This window comes from Cellulosimicrobium cellulans, assembly GCF_024124905.1.
Classification (GTDB): Bacteria; Actinomycetota; Actinomycetes; order Actinomycetales; family Cellulomonadaceae; genus Cellulosimicrobium; species Cellulosimicrobium cellulans_G.
In genome coordinates, this window is the sequence record NZ_JAMXST010000001.1 from 432,595 (window position 1) to 449,186 (window position 16,592).

General features: G+C 72.9%; 15 protein-coding genes. 6 read left to right on the forward strand and 9 right to left on the reverse strand.

Annotated elements, in window-relative coordinates:
* Window positions 1-6: 6 nt before the first annotated feature.
* Window positions 7-1,035: a heme o synthase gene (locus tag NHH00_RS02055; protein WP_308202244.1), complete on the reverse strand. Its 1,029-nt coding sequence runs from the start codon at window positions 1,033-1,035 to the stop codon at window positions 7-9.
* A 354-nt stretch (window positions 1,036-1,389) separates the two neighbouring features.
* Here NHH00_RS02055 and tkt point away from each other — a divergent pair, with 354 nt between their 5' ends.
* The 6 genes from tkt to NHH00_RS02085 all read left to right on the forward strand — a co-directional run bounded on the left by tkt (window position 1,390) and on the right by NHH00_RS02085 (window position 8,991).
* The gene (tkt, locus tag NHH00_RS02060) at window positions 1,390-3,552 is read left to right on the forward strand and encodes a transketolase (RefSeq protein WP_253049650.1); all 2,163 of its coding nucleotides are present in this window, start codon (window positions 1,390-1,392) and stop codon (window positions 3,550-3,552) included.
* 114 nt (window positions 3,553-3,666) lie between these two features.
* Window positions 3,667-4,806: a transaldolase gene (gene tal / locus NHH00_RS02065; RefSeq protein WP_253049652.1), complete on the forward strand. Its 1,140-nt coding sequence runs from the start codon at window positions 3,667-3,669 to the stop codon at window positions 4,804-4,806.
* A 145-nt stretch (window positions 4,807-4,951) separates the two neighbouring features.
* The gene (zwf, locus tag NHH00_RS02070; protein WP_253049653.1) at window positions 4,952-6,493 is read left to right on the forward strand and encodes a glucose-6-phosphate dehydrogenase; all 1,542 of its coding nucleotides are present in this window, start codon (window positions 4,952-4,954) and stop codon (window positions 6,491-6,493) included.
* Window positions 6,494-6,605: 112 nt separating this feature from the next.
* Window positions 6,606-7,523 carry a glucose-6-phosphate dehydrogenase assembly protein OpcA gene (gene opcA / locus NHH00_RS02075; protein WP_253049654.1) on the forward strand — a complete coding sequence of 306 codons (918 nt, stop codon included), beginning with the start codon at window positions 6,606-6,608 and terminating at the stop codon, window positions 7,521-7,523.
* The gene (gene pgl, locus NHH00_RS02080) at window positions 7,520-8,308 is read left to right on the forward strand and encodes a 6-phosphogluconolactonase (RefSeq protein ID WP_253049655.1); all 789 of its coding nucleotides are present in this window, start codon (window positions 7,520-7,522) and stop codon (window positions 8,306-8,308) included. Before opcA ends, pgl begins: the two co-directional genes overlap by 4 nt.
* Window positions 8,305-8,991, forward strand: a complete 687-nt coding sequence (locus NHH00_RS02085; protein ID WP_253049656.1) for an O-methyltransferase — start codon at window positions 8,305-8,307, stop codon at window positions 8,989-8,991. Before pgl ends, NHH00_RS02085 begins: the two co-directional genes overlap by 4 nt.
* Before the next feature lie 57 nt (window positions 8,992-9,048).
* Here NHH00_RS02085 and NHH00_RS02090 read toward each other — a convergent pair whose 3' ends face one another.
* The 8 genes from NHH00_RS02090 to rapZ all read right to left on the reverse strand — a co-directional run bounded on the left by NHH00_RS02090 (window position 9,049) and on the right by rapZ (window position 16,580).
* Window positions 9,049-9,396, reverse strand: a complete 348-nt coding sequence (locus NHH00_RS02090) for an RNA polymerase-binding protein RbpA (RefSeq protein ID WP_047232819.1) — start codon at window positions 9,394-9,396, stop codon at window positions 9,049-9,051.
* 128 nt (window positions 9,397-9,524) lie between these two features.
* The gene (secG, locus tag NHH00_RS02095; RefSeq protein WP_253049657.1) at window positions 9,525-9,767 is read right to left on the reverse strand and encodes a preprotein translocase subunit SecG; all 243 of its coding nucleotides are present in this window, start codon (window positions 9,765-9,767) and stop codon (window positions 9,525-9,527) included.
* A gap of 207 nt (window positions 9,768-9,974) precedes the next feature.
* Window positions 9,975-10,748, reverse strand: a complete 774-nt coding sequence (gene tpiA / locus NHH00_RS02100; protein WP_290444722.1) for a triose-phosphate isomerase — start codon at window positions 10,746-10,748, stop codon at window positions 9,975-9,977.
* A gap of 108 nt (window positions 10,749-10,856) precedes the next feature.
* On the reverse strand, window positions 10,857-12,056 hold the full coding sequence (locus tag NHH00_RS02105; RefSeq protein ID WP_253049660.1) for a phosphoglycerate kinase: 1,200 nt from the start codon (window positions 12,054-12,056) through the stop codon (window positions 10,857-10,859).
* A gap of 157 nt (window positions 12,057-12,213) precedes the next feature.
* Entirely contained in the window at window positions 12,214-13,218 is a 1,005-nt protein-coding gene (gene gap, locus NHH00_RS02110) for a type I glyceraldehyde-3-phosphate dehydrogenase (protein WP_021481805.1), read from the reverse strand.
* A gap of 344 nt (window positions 13,219-13,562) precedes the next feature.
* A complete protein-coding gene (gene whiA, locus NHH00_RS02115) occupies window positions 13,563-14,543 on the reverse strand; it encodes a DNA-binding protein WhiA (RefSeq protein WP_047232822.1) in 981 nt (326 codons plus the stop codon).
* An 81-nt stretch (window positions 14,544-14,624) separates the two neighbouring features.
* A complete protein-coding gene (locus tag NHH00_RS02120) occupies window positions 14,625-15,590 on the reverse strand; it encodes a gluconeogenesis factor YvcK family protein (RefSeq protein WP_253049662.1) in 966 nt (321 codons plus the stop codon).
* A gap of 3 nt (window positions 15,591-15,593) precedes the next feature.
* A complete protein-coding gene (rapZ, locus tag NHH00_RS02125; protein WP_253049664.1) occupies window positions 15,594-16,580 on the reverse strand; it encodes an RNase adapter RapZ in 987 nt (328 codons plus the stop codon).
* Window positions 16,581-16,592: the final 12 nt, after the last annotated feature.

A 16,592-nucleotide genomic window follows, 5' to 3' on the forward strand; every position in this document is an offset into this window, starting at 1 on the left:
CCGGGCTCACAGGGGGAGGAAGACGTCGACCGCGACCGCCACGAAGAGCAGGGTGAGGTACGTGATCGACGCGTGGAAGACCTTCATCTCCCCGACCTTGCCGCCCTTGCCGTCGGCCTTCTCCCGCGCACGGCGCAGCATCGTCACGCACGAGGACAGGAACCAGACCCCGAGGACGGTGGCGACGACGCCGTAGACCCAGGTCATGCCGGCGAGCGGCCACAGCGCGAGCGACGAGGCGACCATGGCGACGCCGTAGACGATCATCTCGCGCGCGACCCTGCGGTCGTCCGCGACGACCGGGAGCATCGGCACGCCGGCGTTGGCGTAGTCGCGCTTGAACTTCATGGACAGCGGCCAGTAGTGCGGCGGCGTCCAGAAGAAGATGACGAGGAACAGGGCGAGCGCCGCCCAGCTCAGCGAGCCCGTGACGGCGGACCACCCGATGAGCACCGGCATGCAGCCCGCGATGCCGCCCCAGACGATGTTCTGCGGCGTGCGGCGCTTGAGGATCATCGTGTAGCCGACGACGTAGATCGCGATCGCCGCGAACGTGAGCCACGCCGAGACGACGTTGACCAGGAGCGCGAACCAGACGAGCGACACGACGCCGAGGACGGTCGCGAACACGAGCGCGGCCCGAGGCGTCACCTCGCCCGTGACGAGCGGTCGCCGCTTGGTGCGGTTCATGACCTCGTCGATGTCGCGGTCGAGATAGCAGTTGTAGACGTTCGCCGAGGCCGCCGCGAGCGTCCCGCCCACGAGCGTCGCGAGGATCAGCCCGATGCCCGGCAGCCCGCCCTGGGCCAGGATCATCGTCGGGACCGTGGTCACGAGGAGGAGCTCGATGATGCGCGGCTTGGTCAGCGCGACGTAGGCACCGAGGCGCTCGCGCAGGGCGAGGGTCGCACGCGCGGCCTCGGCCGTCGGGGCGACGGAGGTCGCGGGGCTCGTCGGCGAGGACGGCTGCTGGGTCGACGCGGCGCCAGACGGGCTTCCGGTCCCGTCGATCGGTGCCTGGCTCGTGGTGTGCACGCGCTTCGGTGTTCCGTTCTGAGGTGGGGGGCGAGCTGGGGACGGACCGCCGGTCGTCCTCGCTCATCGTACGGCCCCGCCCGCGCCGGGGCCGACCGGACGGGCCGGGCGATTGTGTGACATCCGACCGAAATCCAGCACGTGGGCACCGCCCGGGCGCGAACGGCGTCCGCGTATAGGCTGGACCTGCAACCGTCCCGCGTCGGACCGCTCGTCGAGACCTGTGGACCGCGGACGACGTGACCGGCACCGGGCCGCCCCGCCCCCTGAGGCGTGAGGCCGGGAAATGTTCAACGGTTGTTTCGAGTTGTCGCGAGGATCCGGGGCGCGCGCTCCGGACGGGAATGAGGTTCGGTGAACGCGTTGTCCCCTGCTCACACGCCCCTGGACTGGACGGACCTGGACGACCGGGCCGTCAAGACGATCAAGGCGCTCGCCGCCGACGCGGTGGAGAAGGTGGGCAACGGCCACCCCGGCACCGCGATCTCGCTGGCCCCGGCCGCCTACCTCCTGTTCCAGAAGGTCATGCGTCACGACCCGTCGGACGACCGCTGGGTCGGCCGCGACCGGTTCGTGCTCTCGGCGGGCCACTCGTCGCTCACGATCTACCTCCAGCTCTTCCTCGCCGGGTACGGCCTGGAGATGGCGGACATCGAGGCCCTGCGCACGTGGGGCTCCAAGACCCCCGGCCACCCCGAGTACAAGCACACCAAGGGCGTCGAGATCACGACCGGCCCGCTCGGCCAGGGCCTCGCGTCCTCCGTCGGCATGGCCTTCGCGGCCCGCCGCGAGCGCGGTCTGCTGGACCCGTCGACCGCCCCGGGCGAGTCGCCGTTCGACCACCACGTGTACGTCATCGCGTCCGACGGCGACCTGCAGGAGGGCGTGACGAGCGAGGCGTCCTCGCTCGCCGGCCACCAGCAGCTCGGCAACCTCGTCGTCATCTGGGACGACAACAAGATCTCCATCGAGGACGACACGGACATCGCGTTCACCGAGGACGTCCTCGCGCGCTACGCGGCGTACGGCTGGCACACCCAGCGCGTCGACTGGACCAACGGCGGCACCGGCTACGCGGAGGACGTCGACGCGCTGCACGCCGCGATCGAGGCCGCCAAGGCCGAGACCGGCAAGCCGTCGATCATCGCGCTGCGCACGATCATCGGCTACCCGTCGCCGACCAAGCAGAACACCGGCGGCATCCACGGCTCGGCCATGGGCGCGGACGAGATCAAGGGCCTCAAGATCGAGCTCGGCCTCGACCCCGAGGCGAGCTTCGCGATCGACGACGAGGTGCTCGCGTACACGCGCGCCGTCGGCGAGCGCCAGGGCGACGCGCGCGCCGCCTGGGAGACCGCCTTCGCCGCGTGGAAGACCGCGAACCCCTCGGGCGCCGAGCTCCTCGACCGGCTCGAGAAGCGCGAGCTGCCCGCGGGCTGGGAGGACGCGCTCCCCACGTTCGAGGCGGGCAAGGCCGTCGCGACGCGATCCGCGTCGGGCAAGGTCCTCACCGCGCTCAAGGACGTGCTCCCCGAGCTGTGGGGCGGCTCGGCCGACCTCGCCGGCTCCAACAACACGACCATGGACGGCGAGCCGTCGTTCGTGCCCGTCGAGCACGCGACCAAGAAGTTCCCCGGCCACGAGTACGGGCGCACGCTGCACTTCGGCATCCGTGAGCACGCCATGGGCGCGATCCTCAACGGCATCGTCCTGCACGGCGGCACGCGCGCCTACGGCGGCACCTTCCTCCAGTTCAGCGACTACATGCGTCCCGCGGTGCGGCTCGCCGCGCTCATGGAGATCCCGACGACGTTCGTGTGGACGCACGACTCGATCGGCCTGGGCGAGGACGGCCCGACGCACCAGCCCGTCGAGCACCTCGCCGCGCTGCGCGCCATCCCGGGCCTCGACGTCGTCCGCCCGGCCGACGCCAACGAGACCTCGTGGGCCTGGCGCACGATCCTGGAGAACACCGAGCGCCCGGCGGGCATCATCCTCACGCGTCAGAACGTCCCGACGTTCCCGCGCGGCACCGAGGGCTACGCCGACGCCTCGGGCACCGCCCGCGGCGGCTACGTGCTGCTCGACACCGAGGGCACGCCCGACGTCATCCTCATCGGCACCGGCTCCGAGGTGCAGCTCGCCGTCGAGGCGCGCGAGATCCTCGCGGGCGAGGGCGTGCAGGCGCGCGTCGTCTCCCTCCCGAGCCGCGAGTGGTTCGACGGTCAGGACGCCGCCTACCGCGAGTCCGTCCTGCCGGCCGCCGTCCGCGCGCGCGTGTCCGTCGAGGCGGGCGTGGCGCAGGGCTGGCGCGAGCTCGTCGGCGACGCCGGCCGCTCCGTGAGCCTCGAGCACTACGGCGCCTCGGCCGACTACCAGGTGCTGTACCGCGAGTTCGGCATCACGTCCGAGGCCGTCGCCTCGGCGGCGCGCGAGTCGATCGCGGCGGCGCGCGGCGACGACGCCCCGGGCGCCGCGCCGACGCCGTCGGAGGGCGGCACTGGCGACCAGCGCTGACCCTTCGTAGATTCCGAGGTGGGGCCGTGCGCGGCCCCACCTCGGGCTGCCCGGGGTGTCACGCACGGCCCGGGGCGCACGCCCGCAGCGAGAGCACCACCGAGAGGAAGTCCGATGACGCAGTCCCCCACCGTCCCCGGCCCCATCGAGCAGCTCACGGGAGCGGGCGTGTCGATCTGGCTCGACGACCTCTCCCGAGAACGGCTGCGCACCGGCAACCTCGCCGACCTCGTGGCGACGCGCGGCGTCGTCGGGGTGACCACGAACCCCACGATCTTCGCGGCGGCGCTCGCGAAGGGCGACGCCTACGACGCCCAGCTCGCCGAGCTCGCGCCCGCCGGCACGGACGACGCGGCGGTCGAGGCCGCCGTCGAGCGGATCACGACGGACGACGTGCGCGCCGCCGCGGACCTGCTGCGCCCCGTTTACGACGCGACCGACGGCGTCGACGGGCGCGTGTCGATCGAGGTCGACCCGCGCCTCGCGCACGACGCCGACAAGACGGTCGTCACGGCCGAGCGCCTGTGGGCCACCATCGACCGGCCCAACGTCTACATCAAGATCCCCGCGACGGTCGCCGGCCTCGACGCGATCTCCCGCACGCTCGCGCAGGGCATCAGCGTCAACGTGACGCTCATCTTCTCGCTCGCGCGCTACCGCGCCGTCATGGACGCGTTCGCGATCGGGCTCGAGCAGGCGCGCGCGGACGGCATCGATCTCGCGCCCGTCGGCTCGGTCGCGTCCTTCTTCGTCTCCCGCGTCGACACCGCGGTGGACGCCGCGCTCGAGAAGGTCGGCACCCCGGAGGCGCTCGACCTGCGCGGCCAGGCCGCGATCGCCAACGCCCGGCTCGCGTTCGAGGCCTACGAGGAGTTCCGCCAGACGGACCGCTGGCGCTCGCTCGCCGCGTCCGGCGCGCACCCGCAGCGCCCGCTGTGGGCCTCGACCGGCGTGAAGAACCCGGAGTACCGCGACACCATGTACGTCGACGAGCTCGTCACGGACGGGATCGTCAACACCATGCCCGAGGCGACGCTGCAGGCGTTCGCCGACCACGGCGTCGTGACGGGCGACACGGTCACCGGCACGGCGTCCGCCTCGCGCCGCACCCTGGAGACGGTCGAGTCCTTCGGCGTCTCGCTCGTCGAGGTCACCGACCGCCTCGAGGAGGAGGGCGTGCGCAAGTTCGAGGACAGCTGGACCGACCTCCTCGCCACGACGCGCGACGGCCTGCGCGACGCCGCCGGCTCCTGACCCGCCGACGCGTGGCCGCCCCGACGGGCACGCGTCCGACCAGCGGGAACGACGGCGCGCCCGTCCGGGCCGCCCGTATCATCCCGCTCACGCCTCAGTCCTTCTGCAGTCCTCCCGACCCCTCGAAACGGAACGGTGCCACCAGGTGAGACCGGCCAAGATCACGCCAGAGCACAACCCGCTGCGCGACCCGCTCGACCTGCGCCTGCCCCGGATCGCGGGCCCCTGCGGGCTCGTCATCTTCGGCGTCACGGGCGACCTCGCCCGCAAGAAGCTCATGCCCGCGGTGTACGACCTGGCCAACCGCGGCCTGCTCCCCCCGGGCTTCGCGCTCACGGGCTTCGCGCGCCGCGACTGGGCGGACCAGGACTTCGCGCAGGTGGTGCACGACGCCGTCAAGGAGCACGCGCGCACGCCGTTCCGCGAGGCCACCTGGCGCCAGCTCTCCGAGGGCATCCGGTTCGTCCAGGGGTCGTTCGACGACGACCAGGCGTTCGAGCGCCTGCGCGAGACGGTCGAGACGCTCGACGCCGAGCGCGGCACGGGCGGCAACCACGCCTTCTACCTCTCCGTGCCGCCGAGCGCGTTCCCGGTCGTGTGCCGCCAGCTCGCCGAGTCCGGGCTGTCGCGCTCGCAGGAGGACGCGTGGCGCCGTGTCGTCATCGAGAAGCCGTTCGGGCACGACCTCCAGAGCGCACGCGAGCTGGACGCCGTCGTGTCGGAGGTCTTCCCGCCCGACTCGGTGTTCCGCATCGACCACTACCTCGGCAAGGAGACGGTCCAGAACCTCCTCGCCCTGCGGTTCGCCAACCAGATGTTCGAGCCGATCTGGAACGCGAACTACGTGGACCACGTGCAGATCACGATGGCCGAGGACATCGGCATCGGCGGTCGCGCGGGCTACTACGACGGGATCGGCGCCGCGCGCGACGTCATCCAGAACCACCTGCTCCAGCTCCTCGCGCTCGTCGCGATGGAGGAGCCGGTGTCGTTCGACGCCCCGTCGCTGCGCGCCGAGAAGATCAAGGCGCTCTCGGCCGTGCGCCTGCCGCGCGAGCTGTCGAAGCACACCGCGCGCGGCCAGTACGCCGCCGGGTGGCAGGGCGGCGAGGAGGTCATCGGCTTCCTCGACGAGGACGGCATCCCCGCGGACTCGACGACCGAGACGTACGCCGCGATCCGCGTGGACATCGACAACCGCCGCTGGGCGGGCGTCCCGTTCTACCTGCGCACGGGCAAGCGCCTCGGGCGCCGCGTGACCGAGGTCGCGGTCGTGTTCAAGAAGGCACCGCACCTGCCGTTCGAGACCTCGCAGGCCTCCGACCTCGGCAACAACGCCCTCGTCATCCGCGTCCAGCCCGACGAGGGCGTGACGATGCGGTTCGGCGCGAAGGTCCCGGGCACCGCGATGGAGGTCCGCGACGTCACGATGGACTTCGGGTACGGGCACGCGTTCACCGAGTCCTCCCCCGAGGCCTACGAGCGGCTCATCCTCGACGTCCTCCTCGGCGACCCGCCGCTCTTCCCGACGCGCGAGGAGGTCGAGCTCTCGTGGAAGATCCTCGACCCGATCACCGCGCACTGGGCCGCCAAGGGCACGCCCGACCAGTACCGGTCCGGCACGTGGGGGCCCGAGTCGGCCGACACGATGCTCGCGCGGGACGGCCGCTCGTGGCGGCGCCCGTGACGGCCGCCGTCCCCGCGCCGGCCCCGCGGAGCGCGGCGCCCCTGAGAGAGACCCCCCGACCCCGTCGTGCGCCGCAGGGCCGCACGACCTCCCGACCGGCGAGGACCCCGCGATGATCATCGACCTGCCCGACACGACGACGAACGCGGTGAACAAGCGCCTCGTGCGGCTGCGCGACGAGGGCGGCGCGATCGCGCTCGGCCGCGTCCTCACGCTCGTCGTCATCGCGCGCGAGTCCGACGTCGAGACGTCGATCGAGGCGGCGAACGACGCGAGCCGCGAGCACCCGTGCCGCGTCATCGTCGTCGCGCCCTCCGGCCGGAGCACCGTCCCGCACCTCGACGCCCAGATCCGCGTGGGCGGCGACGCCGGCGCCTCCGAGGTCGTCGTGCTGCGGACCGCGGGTCCGCTGCTCGAGCACGCCGACACGCTCGTCATGCCGCTCCTGCTCCCGGACGCGCCGATCGTGGTGTGGTGGCCGGGCCAGCCGCCCGCGTCCGTCGACGACGACCCCGTCGGCGCGATGGCTCAGCGCCGCATCACCGACTCGATCACGTCCAAGGACCCCGAGGCGACGCTCGCGCAGCTCGCGACGTCGTACGGCCCCGGGGACTCCGACCTGGCGTGGGCCCGCGTCACGCTGTGGCGCGGCCTCATCGCCGCCGCACTCGACCAGCCGCCGTACGAGCCGGTGACGAACGTCCTGGTCGAGGGGCAGGCGAAGCACACCTCGCTCGACCTGCTCGCGGCGTGGCTCGGCTCTCGGCTGCGCTGCCCCTCGCAGGTCGTGCGCCGTCGCGGCGCCGAGGCGATCACGCGCGTCACGCTCGAGCGCAGGAGCGGGCCGATCATCCTCGACCGCCCGGACGGGCGCATCGTGACGATCAGCCAGCCGGGCAAGCCCGACCGCCGCGTCGCGCTGCCGATCCGGACGCTGAGCGAGGCCCTCATCGAGGAGCTGCGCCGCCTCGACCCGGACGAGATCTACGGCGAGGTGCTCACCAAGGGGCTGCAGAAGGTGGGCGCGTGACCGCCACCCGGCCCGGGGACGCGCACGCGTCCCCCGGGCGCCTCGTGGTCGTGCACCCCGACGCCGGCGTCCTCGCCGAGGCCGTCGCGTCGCGGCTCGTGACGCGCCTGCTCGACGTGCAGTCGGTGCGCAGCCCGGTGCACGTCGTGCTCACCGGCGGCACCGTCGGCATCGCGAGCCTCGCGGCGCTCGAGCGCCACCCGGCCCGCGACGCCGTCGACTGGTCGGGCGTTCACCTGTGGTGGGGCGACGAGCGCTTCCTGCCCGCCGGGGACCCGGACCGCAACGAGACGCAGGCACGCGACGCGCTGCTCGCCCACCTGCCCCAGCTCCCGGCCGGGAACGTGCACCCGATGCCCGCGGCGGACGTCGCGGCGACCCCCGAGGAGTCGGCCACGGCCTACGCGGCGACGCTCGCCGCGCACGCCCCGGACGGCGCCGAGGTGCCCGCGTTCGACGTGCTCCTGCTCGGGATGGGACCCGACGGCCACGTCGCGTCGCTCTTCCCCGGGCACCCGGGGCTCGACGTGACGGGCGTCCCGACCGCCGGCGTCCACGGTTCGCCGAAGCCGCCGCCGGAGCGCGTGACGCTGACCTTCGAGGCCATCGCGCGAGCCCGTCAGGTGTGGGTGGTCGCCGCGGGTGCGGAGAAGGCACCGGCCGTCGCGTCGGCGCTCGGCGGGGCCCCGGCGTCCGAGACCCCGGCGGCTGCGGTCACGGGCACCGAGCGCACGCTGTGGCTCGTCGACGCCGCGGCGGCGGGCACGCGGGACGCCGACCGATGACGACCGGCGGCGAGCACGTGGACCCCGCGGTCACGTGGGACGCGGTCGACGCGTACTTCGGGCCGCTCGTGGGCGAGGACGACGTGCTCGCCGCCGCCGGCGCGAGGGCGCGCGCTGCGGGCCTCCCGGAGATCCAGGTCTCCCCCGCGCAGGGGCGGTTCCTGCAGCTTCTCGCGCTCGCGTCCGGCGCGCGCCGGGTGCTGGAGGTCGGGACGCTCGGCGGCTACTCGACGATCTGGCTCGCCCGCGCGCTGCCGCCCGACGGCGCGCTCGTCACGTGCGAGATCGATGCCGCGCACGTTGCGGTCGCGCGGGAGTCCCTGGCCGAGGCCGGTCTCGCGGGGATCGTCGACGTCGTGCACGGCCCGGCCGCGGACACGCTGCGGGGCCTCGTCGATGAGGGCGTCGAGCCGTTCGACCTCGTGTTCGTCGACGCCGACAAGCCGTCGAACCCCGTCTACCTCGACCTCGCGCTCCGGCTGTCCCGCCCCGGCACGCTGATCGTCGTGGACAACACCGTCCGTGGCGGCGCCGTCGCCGACGCGGAGAGCACCGACCCGAACGTGCTCGGGGTGCGGGAGATGGTCGAGCGCGTCGTCGCGGACCCTAGGCTCGACGCCACCGCCCTGCAGACGGTGGGGTCGAAGGGCTACGACGGGTTCGTCCTGGCGCGCGTGCGCTGAGGCGCGCGGGCGCTGCGCACGGGCCGAGCCGGTCCCGACCCGAGCTCGACGGACCGGTCAGCGGCCGCGGCGAGCACGCAGCGCAGCGAGCGCCTCGTCGAGGATCGCGACGCCGTCCTCGTCGCTGCGGCGCTCCTTCACGTACGCGAGGTGCGTCTTGTAGGGCTCGTTGCGCGACGGCGTCGGCGGGTTCTCGCGGTCCTGCCCGGCCGGGAACCCGCAGCGGGGGCAGTCCCAGGTCTCGGGCGCCTCGATCTCCGCCTCCGAGGAGAAGCTCGGGCGCGTCTCGTGGCCGTTCGCGCACCAGTAGGAGACCCAGAAGCGCGGCGCGATCTCGCCGCGCTCGGACTCCCCGAGCGGCCCCGCCCCGACGCGCGACCCGCGGATCGCGTTACCACCTGCCACGTGCTCTCCCCCGTCCGTGCCGTCGTCGGCACTCGATCCTGCCCGTACCGCGCCGTCCGGCGCGGCTGCCCCCCTGCCGGCTCCTCGAGCCCGGTCGATCCTGCGGCGCCCTCACGGGGCGCCGCAGGTCAGCTCACCTTCTGGAGGAGCCCCAGGAGCACGATGACGACCGTCCAGACGAGGGCGAACGACACGGTGATCCGGTTGAGGTTGCGCTCGGCGACGCCGGAGCTGCCCACCGAGCTCGAGATCCCGCCGCCGAACATGTCGGAGAGGCCGCCGCCCTTGCCCTTGTGCATGAGCACGAGCAGGGTGAGGAAGCCGCTGGTGAGGACCAGCAGGATCTGGAGGATGATGCGCAGCACGTCCACGAGTACGTCCTTGAGGCTCAGGGCCGTCCCGACCGATGTCGAGCGCGACCGCACGGTTGTCGTGCGCAGGCGTGACCTGCTGCACAGGGGACAAGAGTAGGCGACGCGGGGCCGCTGCGGCCAACCCCGGCCGGCGGCGTCTCACGCCAGGGGCCGACGGCCCCGGGATCCGCTCCCGGGGCCGTCGGCGCGAGGGTCTCGCAGAGGTCAGGCGCCGGTCGCGTGCGACTGGTAGCGCACGATCTTGGCGAACTCCTCGGGGTCGAGGCTCGCGCCGCCGACGAGCGCGCCGTCGACGTCGGGCTGCGCCATGATCGCGGCGACGTTGGACGACTTCACCGAGCCGCCGTACAGGATGCGCGTCGAATTCGCGAGGTCGGCGTCGTACAGGTCGCCCAGGGCGCCGCGGATGGCACCGCAGACCTCCTGCGCGTCCTCCGGCGTCGCGACCTCGCCCGTGCCGATGGCCCAGACGGGCTCGTACGCGATGACGAGCGTGGCGAGCTGCGCGGCGGGGATGCCCGCGAGGGCGCCCTCGACCTGAGCCAGCGTGTAGGAGATCTGCTCGCCGGCCTTGCGCACGTCCAGGCCCTCGCCCACGCACAGGATCGGGGCGACGCCCTGACCCACGGCGGCGACGATCTTCTCGTTGACCTGGGCGTCCGTCTCGCCGTGGTACTGCCGGCGCTCCGAGTGGCCGATCGCGACGTAGCTCGCGCCGAGCTTGGCGAGCATCGTCGCCGAGATCTCGCCCGTGTAGGCGCCCTCCAGGTGCGCGGACACGTCCTGCGCGCCGTACTTCAGCTCGAGCTTGTCCGCGTCGACGAGCGTCTGCACCGACCGGAGGTCGGTGAAGGGCGGCAGCACGGCCACCTCGACGGCCGCGTAGTCGTGCTTCGCGTCCTTGAGCGTCCACGCGAGCTTCTGCACGGTGTGCGTCGCCTGGTGGTGGTCCAGGTTCATCTTCCAGTTGCCCGCCATGAGCGGGGTACGGCTGTTCGCCACGGTCCTTCTTCTCTCTGTGGGGGTCGCACCGCCCGCGCGCACGGCGTGCCGCGGGCGGTGCGTGAGGATGGTTCGGGAGGGCGCTCAGCCCTCGAGGACGGAGATCCCCGGGAGGTCCTTGCCTTCGAGGAACTCGAGGCTCGCGCCGCCACCGGTCGAGATGTGGCTGAAGCCGGCCTCGTCGAAGCCGAGGATCCGGACCGCGGCAGCCGAGTCGCCGCCGCCGACGATCGTGAACGCGCCGTTGGCCGTCGCGTCGACCAGGGCCTGGGCCACGGCGCGCGTCCCGCCCGAGAACGCCTCGAACTCGAACACGCCGGCGGGGCCGTTCCAGACGACGGTCTTCGCGTCGACGATCTTGCTCGCGAAGAGCTGCGCCGACTCGGGGCCGATGTCGAGACCGATCTTGTCGGCCGGGATCGCGTCCGCCGCGACGACCTCGTGCGGGGAGTCCGCGGCGAACGCGTCGGCCACCACGATGTCCGTCGGCAGGACGATCTCGACGCCGTTCTTCTCCGCGTCCGCGAGGTAGCCCTTGACCGTGTCGATCTGGTCCTCCTCGAGGAGGGACTTGCCGACGCCGTAGCCCTTCGCCGCGAGGAACGTGAACACCATGCCGCCGCCGATGAGCAGACGGTCCGCCTTGGTGAGCAGGTTCGCGATGACGCCGAGCTTGTCCGAGACCTTGGAGCCGCCGAGCACGACCGCGTACGGGCGAGCCGGGTCCTCGGTCGCCTTGCGCAGCGAGTCGACCTCCTTGAGGACGAGCTCGCCCACCGCGGACGGGAGCACCTGCGCGACGTCGTAGACCGACGCCTGCTTGCGGTGCACGACGCCGAAGCCGTCGGAGACGAACACGTCCGCGAGCTGCGCGAGGTCCTGAGCGAGCGCCTGGCGCTCCGCGTCGTCCTTCGACGTCTCGCGCGGGTCGAACCGGATGTTCTCGAGCAGCGCGACCTCGCCGTCGCCGAGCGCGGCGACCGTCTCGCGCGCCGAGTCGCCGACGACGTCCTGCGCCAGGTGCACCGGCACGCCCAGCAGCTCGCCCAGGCGGGCCGCGACGGGCGCGAGGGAGTACTTCGGGTCCGCCTCGCCCTTGGGACGGCCGAGGTGCGCGGTGACGATCACCTTCGCGCCCGCGTCGGTGAGCTTCTTCAGCGTCGGGAGCGCGGCGCGGATGCGCCCGTCGTCCGTGATGGTCGTCCCGTCGAGCGGGACGTTGAAGTCGGAGCGGACGAGGACGCGCTTGCCGCGCAGGTCGCCCAGGGAGTCGATGGTCAACATGTGGTCTCCTACGGTTCTGTCGCCGTCGTGCGGGGCGCCTGCCTGCAGCCGGCCAGGCCCGCACATGAGGACGTCCGCGTGCGCGTCACCGGGCGGTGCCGGGACGCGCACGCGGACGCATGGTGCTACGCAGGGATGTGCTGCGTCAGCAGGTGGCTCAGAGCTTCTCGCCGACCAGGGCGGTCAGCGCGACGAGGCTGTTCGAGTAGCCCCACTCGTTGTCGTACCAGGAGACGACCTTGACCTGGTCGCCGATCACCTTCGTGAGCTTCGAGTCGAAGATGCTCTGGTGCGGGTTGGTGACGATGTCGCTCGACACGATCTCGTCGTCGACGTACTCGAGGATGCCCTTGAGCGGGCCCTCGGCCGCCGCCTTGAGCGCAGCGTTGACCTCGTCCACCGTGACCTCGCGCGAGGCGGTGAACGTGAGGTCCGTCGCCGAGCCCGTGATGACCGGGACGCGCAGCGCGTAGCCGTCCAGCTTGCCCTTGAGCTCGGGCAGGACGAGCGACACGGCCTTGGCCGCACCCGTCGAGGTCGGGACGATGTTCTGCGCGGCGGCGCGGGCGCGACGCAGGTCGCGGTGCGGGCCGTCCTGGAGGTTCTGGTCACCCGTGTAGGCGTGGATCGTGGTCATGAGACCACGCTCGATGCCGATCGAGTCGTTGAGCGCCTTGGCCAGCGGGGCGAGGCAGTTCGTGGTGCACGACGCGTTCGAGATGATGTGGTGCGCGGCCGGGTCGTACTGGTCCGAGTTCACGCCCATGACGAACGTGGCGTCCTCGTTCTTGGCCGGGGCCGAGATGATGACCTTCTTGGCGCCGGCGTCGATGTGCGCCTTCGCCTTGGTCGCGTCGGTGAAGAAGCCGGTCGACTCGATGACGATGTCGGCGCCGAGCTCGCCCCAGGGGAGGTTCGCGGGGTCGCGCTCCGCGAGCGCACGGATCTTCTTGCCGTCGACGATGATGTTGTCGTCGTCGAAGTCCACGCTCAGCGGGAAACGGCCGAGGACCGTGTCGTACTTGAGCAGGTGCGCGAGCGTCTTGTTGTCCGTGAGGTCGTTGACGCCCACGATCTCGATGTCGGCGCCCGACTCGACGATGGCGCGGTAGAAGTTCCGTCCGATACGACCGAAGCCGTTGATACCGACGCGGATGGTCACAATGCCCTCCTCAGGGCGCGCCGGTTGTCCCGACGCACACGGTTGATGCCGAACGATCACGTACGCCGTCGTACGCAGGTGGTGATCGCGCCCGTGCCCCGCTGCCCGGCATCCCGGCACAGCACCCTCCGTGCCCGTGGACCGTCACGGCGACAGCCGGGACCACCCACGCCCACGAGGGGTGTCAGCGAAGGAGCACGTCGTTGTCACCTGACGCATCCGAGCCTATACCAACACCACGCCGACATGTGACCTGGATCCCACGGTTCGGGACCATCGTCCCGTCGGTGCATGACGTCCAGGGGCCGGGCGGGTCGCCGGGCGCCGGGTCGGGGCTCGGCGGGTCAGAGGTCGAGCAGCTCCGGGCTCAGCCCCGCCTCGGTGTCCGGGATGCCGAGCTCGGCGGCGCGCTTGTCGGCCGTCGACAGCAGGCGGCGGATGCGTCCCGCCACGGCGTCCTTGGTCAGCGGCGGGTCCGCGAGCTGCCCGAGCTCCTCGAGCGACGCCTGCTTGTGGGCGAGGCGGAGCTCGCCGGCCTCGCGCAGGTGGTCGGGCAGGTCCGGGCCGAGGATCTCGAAGGCCCGCTCGACCCGCGCGCCCGCCGCGACCGCCGCCCGGGCCGAGCGGCGCAGGTTCGCGTCGTCGAAGTTCGCCAGCCGGTTCGCGGTCCCGCGCACCTCGCGCCGGGCACGCCGCTCCTCCCAGACGAGGACCGCCTCGTGCGCGCCGAGACGCGTGAGGAGCGCGCTGATCGCGTCCCCGTCCCGGATGACGACGCGGTCGACGCCGCGGACCTCGCGCGACTTCGCGGAGACGCCGAGGCGGCGGGCGGCACCGACGAGCGCCAGGGCCGCCTCGGGGCCCGGGCACGTGATCTCGAGCGCCGACGACCGGCCCGGCTCGGTGAGCGACCCGTGCGCCAGGAACGCGCCGCGCCACGCCGCCTCCGCCTCCTCCACCCCGCCGGAGACGACCTGCGGCGGGAGCCCCCGCACGGGTCGCCCGCGCTGGTCCAGGAGACCCGTCTGGCGGGCCAGCGACTCGCCGTCGCGCACGACCCGCACGACGTAGCGGCTGCTCTTGCGCAGACCACCCGCCGAGACGACGATCAGCTCGCTCGTGTGCCCGTAGACGTCCGCGATCGTCTCGCGCAGGCGGCGCGCCGCGATCGCGGTGTCGAGCTCGGCCTCGATGACGACGCGGCCCGAGATGAGGTGCAGCCCGCCCGAGAACCGGAGCATCGCCGAGACCTCCGCCTTGCGGCACGAGGTCTTGTCCACCCGCAGTCGAGCCAGCTCGTCCTTCACCTGTGCCGTGAGCGCCATGCGGGACATCCTGCCACCGATGCCGACGCGTCGCGGCGGCGGGCCGGGCACCCCCGGGGGCCCTGCGCCGCGGCGCGCGGATCAGCGGGCGGGCGAGCCGACGTCGCCGAGGAAGTCGTCGAACACGTCCCGGTAGGCCGCCGCCAGGCGCAGCGCGTCGTGGCGCGCCGTGCCGTCCCCGCGCCGCACCTGCCGCAGGAGGAGCCGGGCGCCCATGCGCGCCGCGGCCTCCGCGAGCTGCTCGGTGTCCTCGACGGCGGACGGGTCCGCGACGACGGCATCGATCCGGAGACCGGGTGCGTGCTTGTGCAGGGCCTCGAGGTGGTCGGTGGCGGAGAGCCCGTACGTCTCCCCCGTCTCGCTCGACAGGTTGAGGGTGACGCAGCGTCGCGCGCTGGTCTCGTGCAGGGCGCGCGCGAGGTCGGGCACGAGCAGATGCGGCATCACCGACGAGAACCACGACCCCGGCCCGAGCACGACCCAGTCCGCCTCCTCGACGGCCTGGACCGCCTCGGTGCACGCGGGCGGGTCCGCGGGCACGAGCCGGAGCTGCTCGATGCGGCCGTGGGTGACGGCGACGTGGCTCTGCCCGACGACGGTCTCGAGCCGGTCGCCGGTCCGCACGTCGGCCTCGATCCCGAGGGGCACCGCCGCCATGGGCAGCACGCGCCCGCGAGCGCCGAGCAGCTTGCCCACCCAGTCGAGCCCGGCGACCGGGTCGTCGAGGAGCTCCCACAGCGCGACGATGAGCAGGTTTCCCACGGCATGGTTGTCGAGGTCGCCCTCGGACGTGAACCGGTGCTGCAGGAGCGCGCTCCACGTGCGGCCCCACTCCGAGTCGTCGCACAGGGCCGCGAGCGCCATGCGCAGGTCCCCCGGGGGCAGGACGCCGAGCTCGGAGCGCAGACGCCCGGACGACCCGCCGTCGTCGGCCACCGTCACGACGGCCGTGAGCCGGTCGGACATGAGGCGCAGCGCGGAGAGGCTCGCGGACAGGCCGTGGCCGCCGCCCAGGGCGACGACGGCGGGGTTGCGCTTGGCGACCACCGGTCACTCCTTGCCGAGGTCGCGGGCGGTCACGATGACGCGCTGTCCCTGGGCGCGCAGGCGTGCGGCGATCGCCTCGCTGATCGCGACGGAGCGGTGCTTGCCCCCGGTGCAGCCGACGGCGATCGTCACGTAGCGCTTCTCCTCGCCCAGGTACCCGGCCAGGACCGGCTCGAGGGCGCTCACGTACCGGTCGACGAACTCGAGCGCGCCGGGACGCCCGAGCACGTAGTCGCGCACCGGGGCGTCGCGCCCGGTGAGGTGGCGCAGCTCGGTGATCCAATACGGGTTCGCGAGGAACCGCACGTCGACCACGTGGTCCGCGTCGAGCGGCAGCCCGTACTTGAACCCGAACGAGACGACGTTGATGCGCAGCGTCTCGGGGGTGCCGTCGGCGACGGCGGCCCGCACCTCGCGCGCGAGGTCGTGCACGGTGAGCTCGGACGTGTCGATGACGACGTCGGACCGCTCCTCGAGGCTCGCGAGCAGGCGTCGCTCCTCGGCAAGGCCGTCGAGGATGCGCCCCTCCCCCTGCAGCGGGTGCGGTCGCCGGACCTGCTCGTACCGGCGCACGAGCACCTCGTCGGACGCGTCGAGGAACAGGATGCGGTAGAACACCCCGCTCTGGCGGAGGTGGTCGAGCACCTCGACGAGGTCGGTGAAGAACTCGCGCCCGCGCACGTCGACGACCGCCGCGATGCGCTCGAGCGTCGAGCCCGACCGGGTCATGAGGTCCACGAGCGGGACGATCATGCGCGGCGGCAGGTTGTCGACGACGTACCAGTCGAGGTCCTCGAGCACGGCGGCCGCCCGTGTGCGGCCCGCGCCCGACATGCCGGTGATGATCAGCACCTCGGCCTCGCGCGCCTCCGGGGGGTGGGTCGCCGCCTCGATCGCGGGGATCCCGCTCGGGACGGTGGTCGGCGAGGGCTCCGGCACGCGGGCGGGCGGCCCCTGCGGGCTGAGGTCCGGGGTCGGCTCCGAGGTCATGGCACCAGCATG

Coding starts and splice junctions, on each gene's coding strand:
- opcA (WP_253049654.1), top strand. CDS start 6,606: ATGATCATCGACCTGCCCGACACGACGACGAACGCGGTGAACAAGCGC.
- NHH00_RS02105 (WP_253049660.1), bottom strand. CDS start 12,056: ATGTTGACCATCGACTCCCTGGGCGACCTGCGCGGCAAGCGCGTCCTC.
- tal (WP_253049652.1), top strand. CDS start 3,667: ATGACGCAGTCCCCCACCGTCCCCGGCCCCATCGAGCAGCTCACGGGA.
- whiA (WP_047232822.1), bottom strand. CDS start 14,543: ATGGCGCTCACGGCACAGGTGAAGGACGAGCTGGCTCGACTGCGGGTG.
- NHH00_RS02085 (WP_253049656.1), top strand. CDS start 8,305: ATGACGACCGGCGGCGAGCACGTGGACCCCGCGGTCACGTGGGACGCG.
- rapZ (WP_253049664.1), bottom strand. CDS start 16,580: ATGACCTCGGAGCCGACCCCGGACCTCAGCCCGCAGGGGCCGCCCGCC.
- tpiA (WP_290444722.1), bottom strand. CDS start 10,748: ATGGCGGGCAACTGGAAGATGAACCTGGACCACCACCAGGCGACGCAC.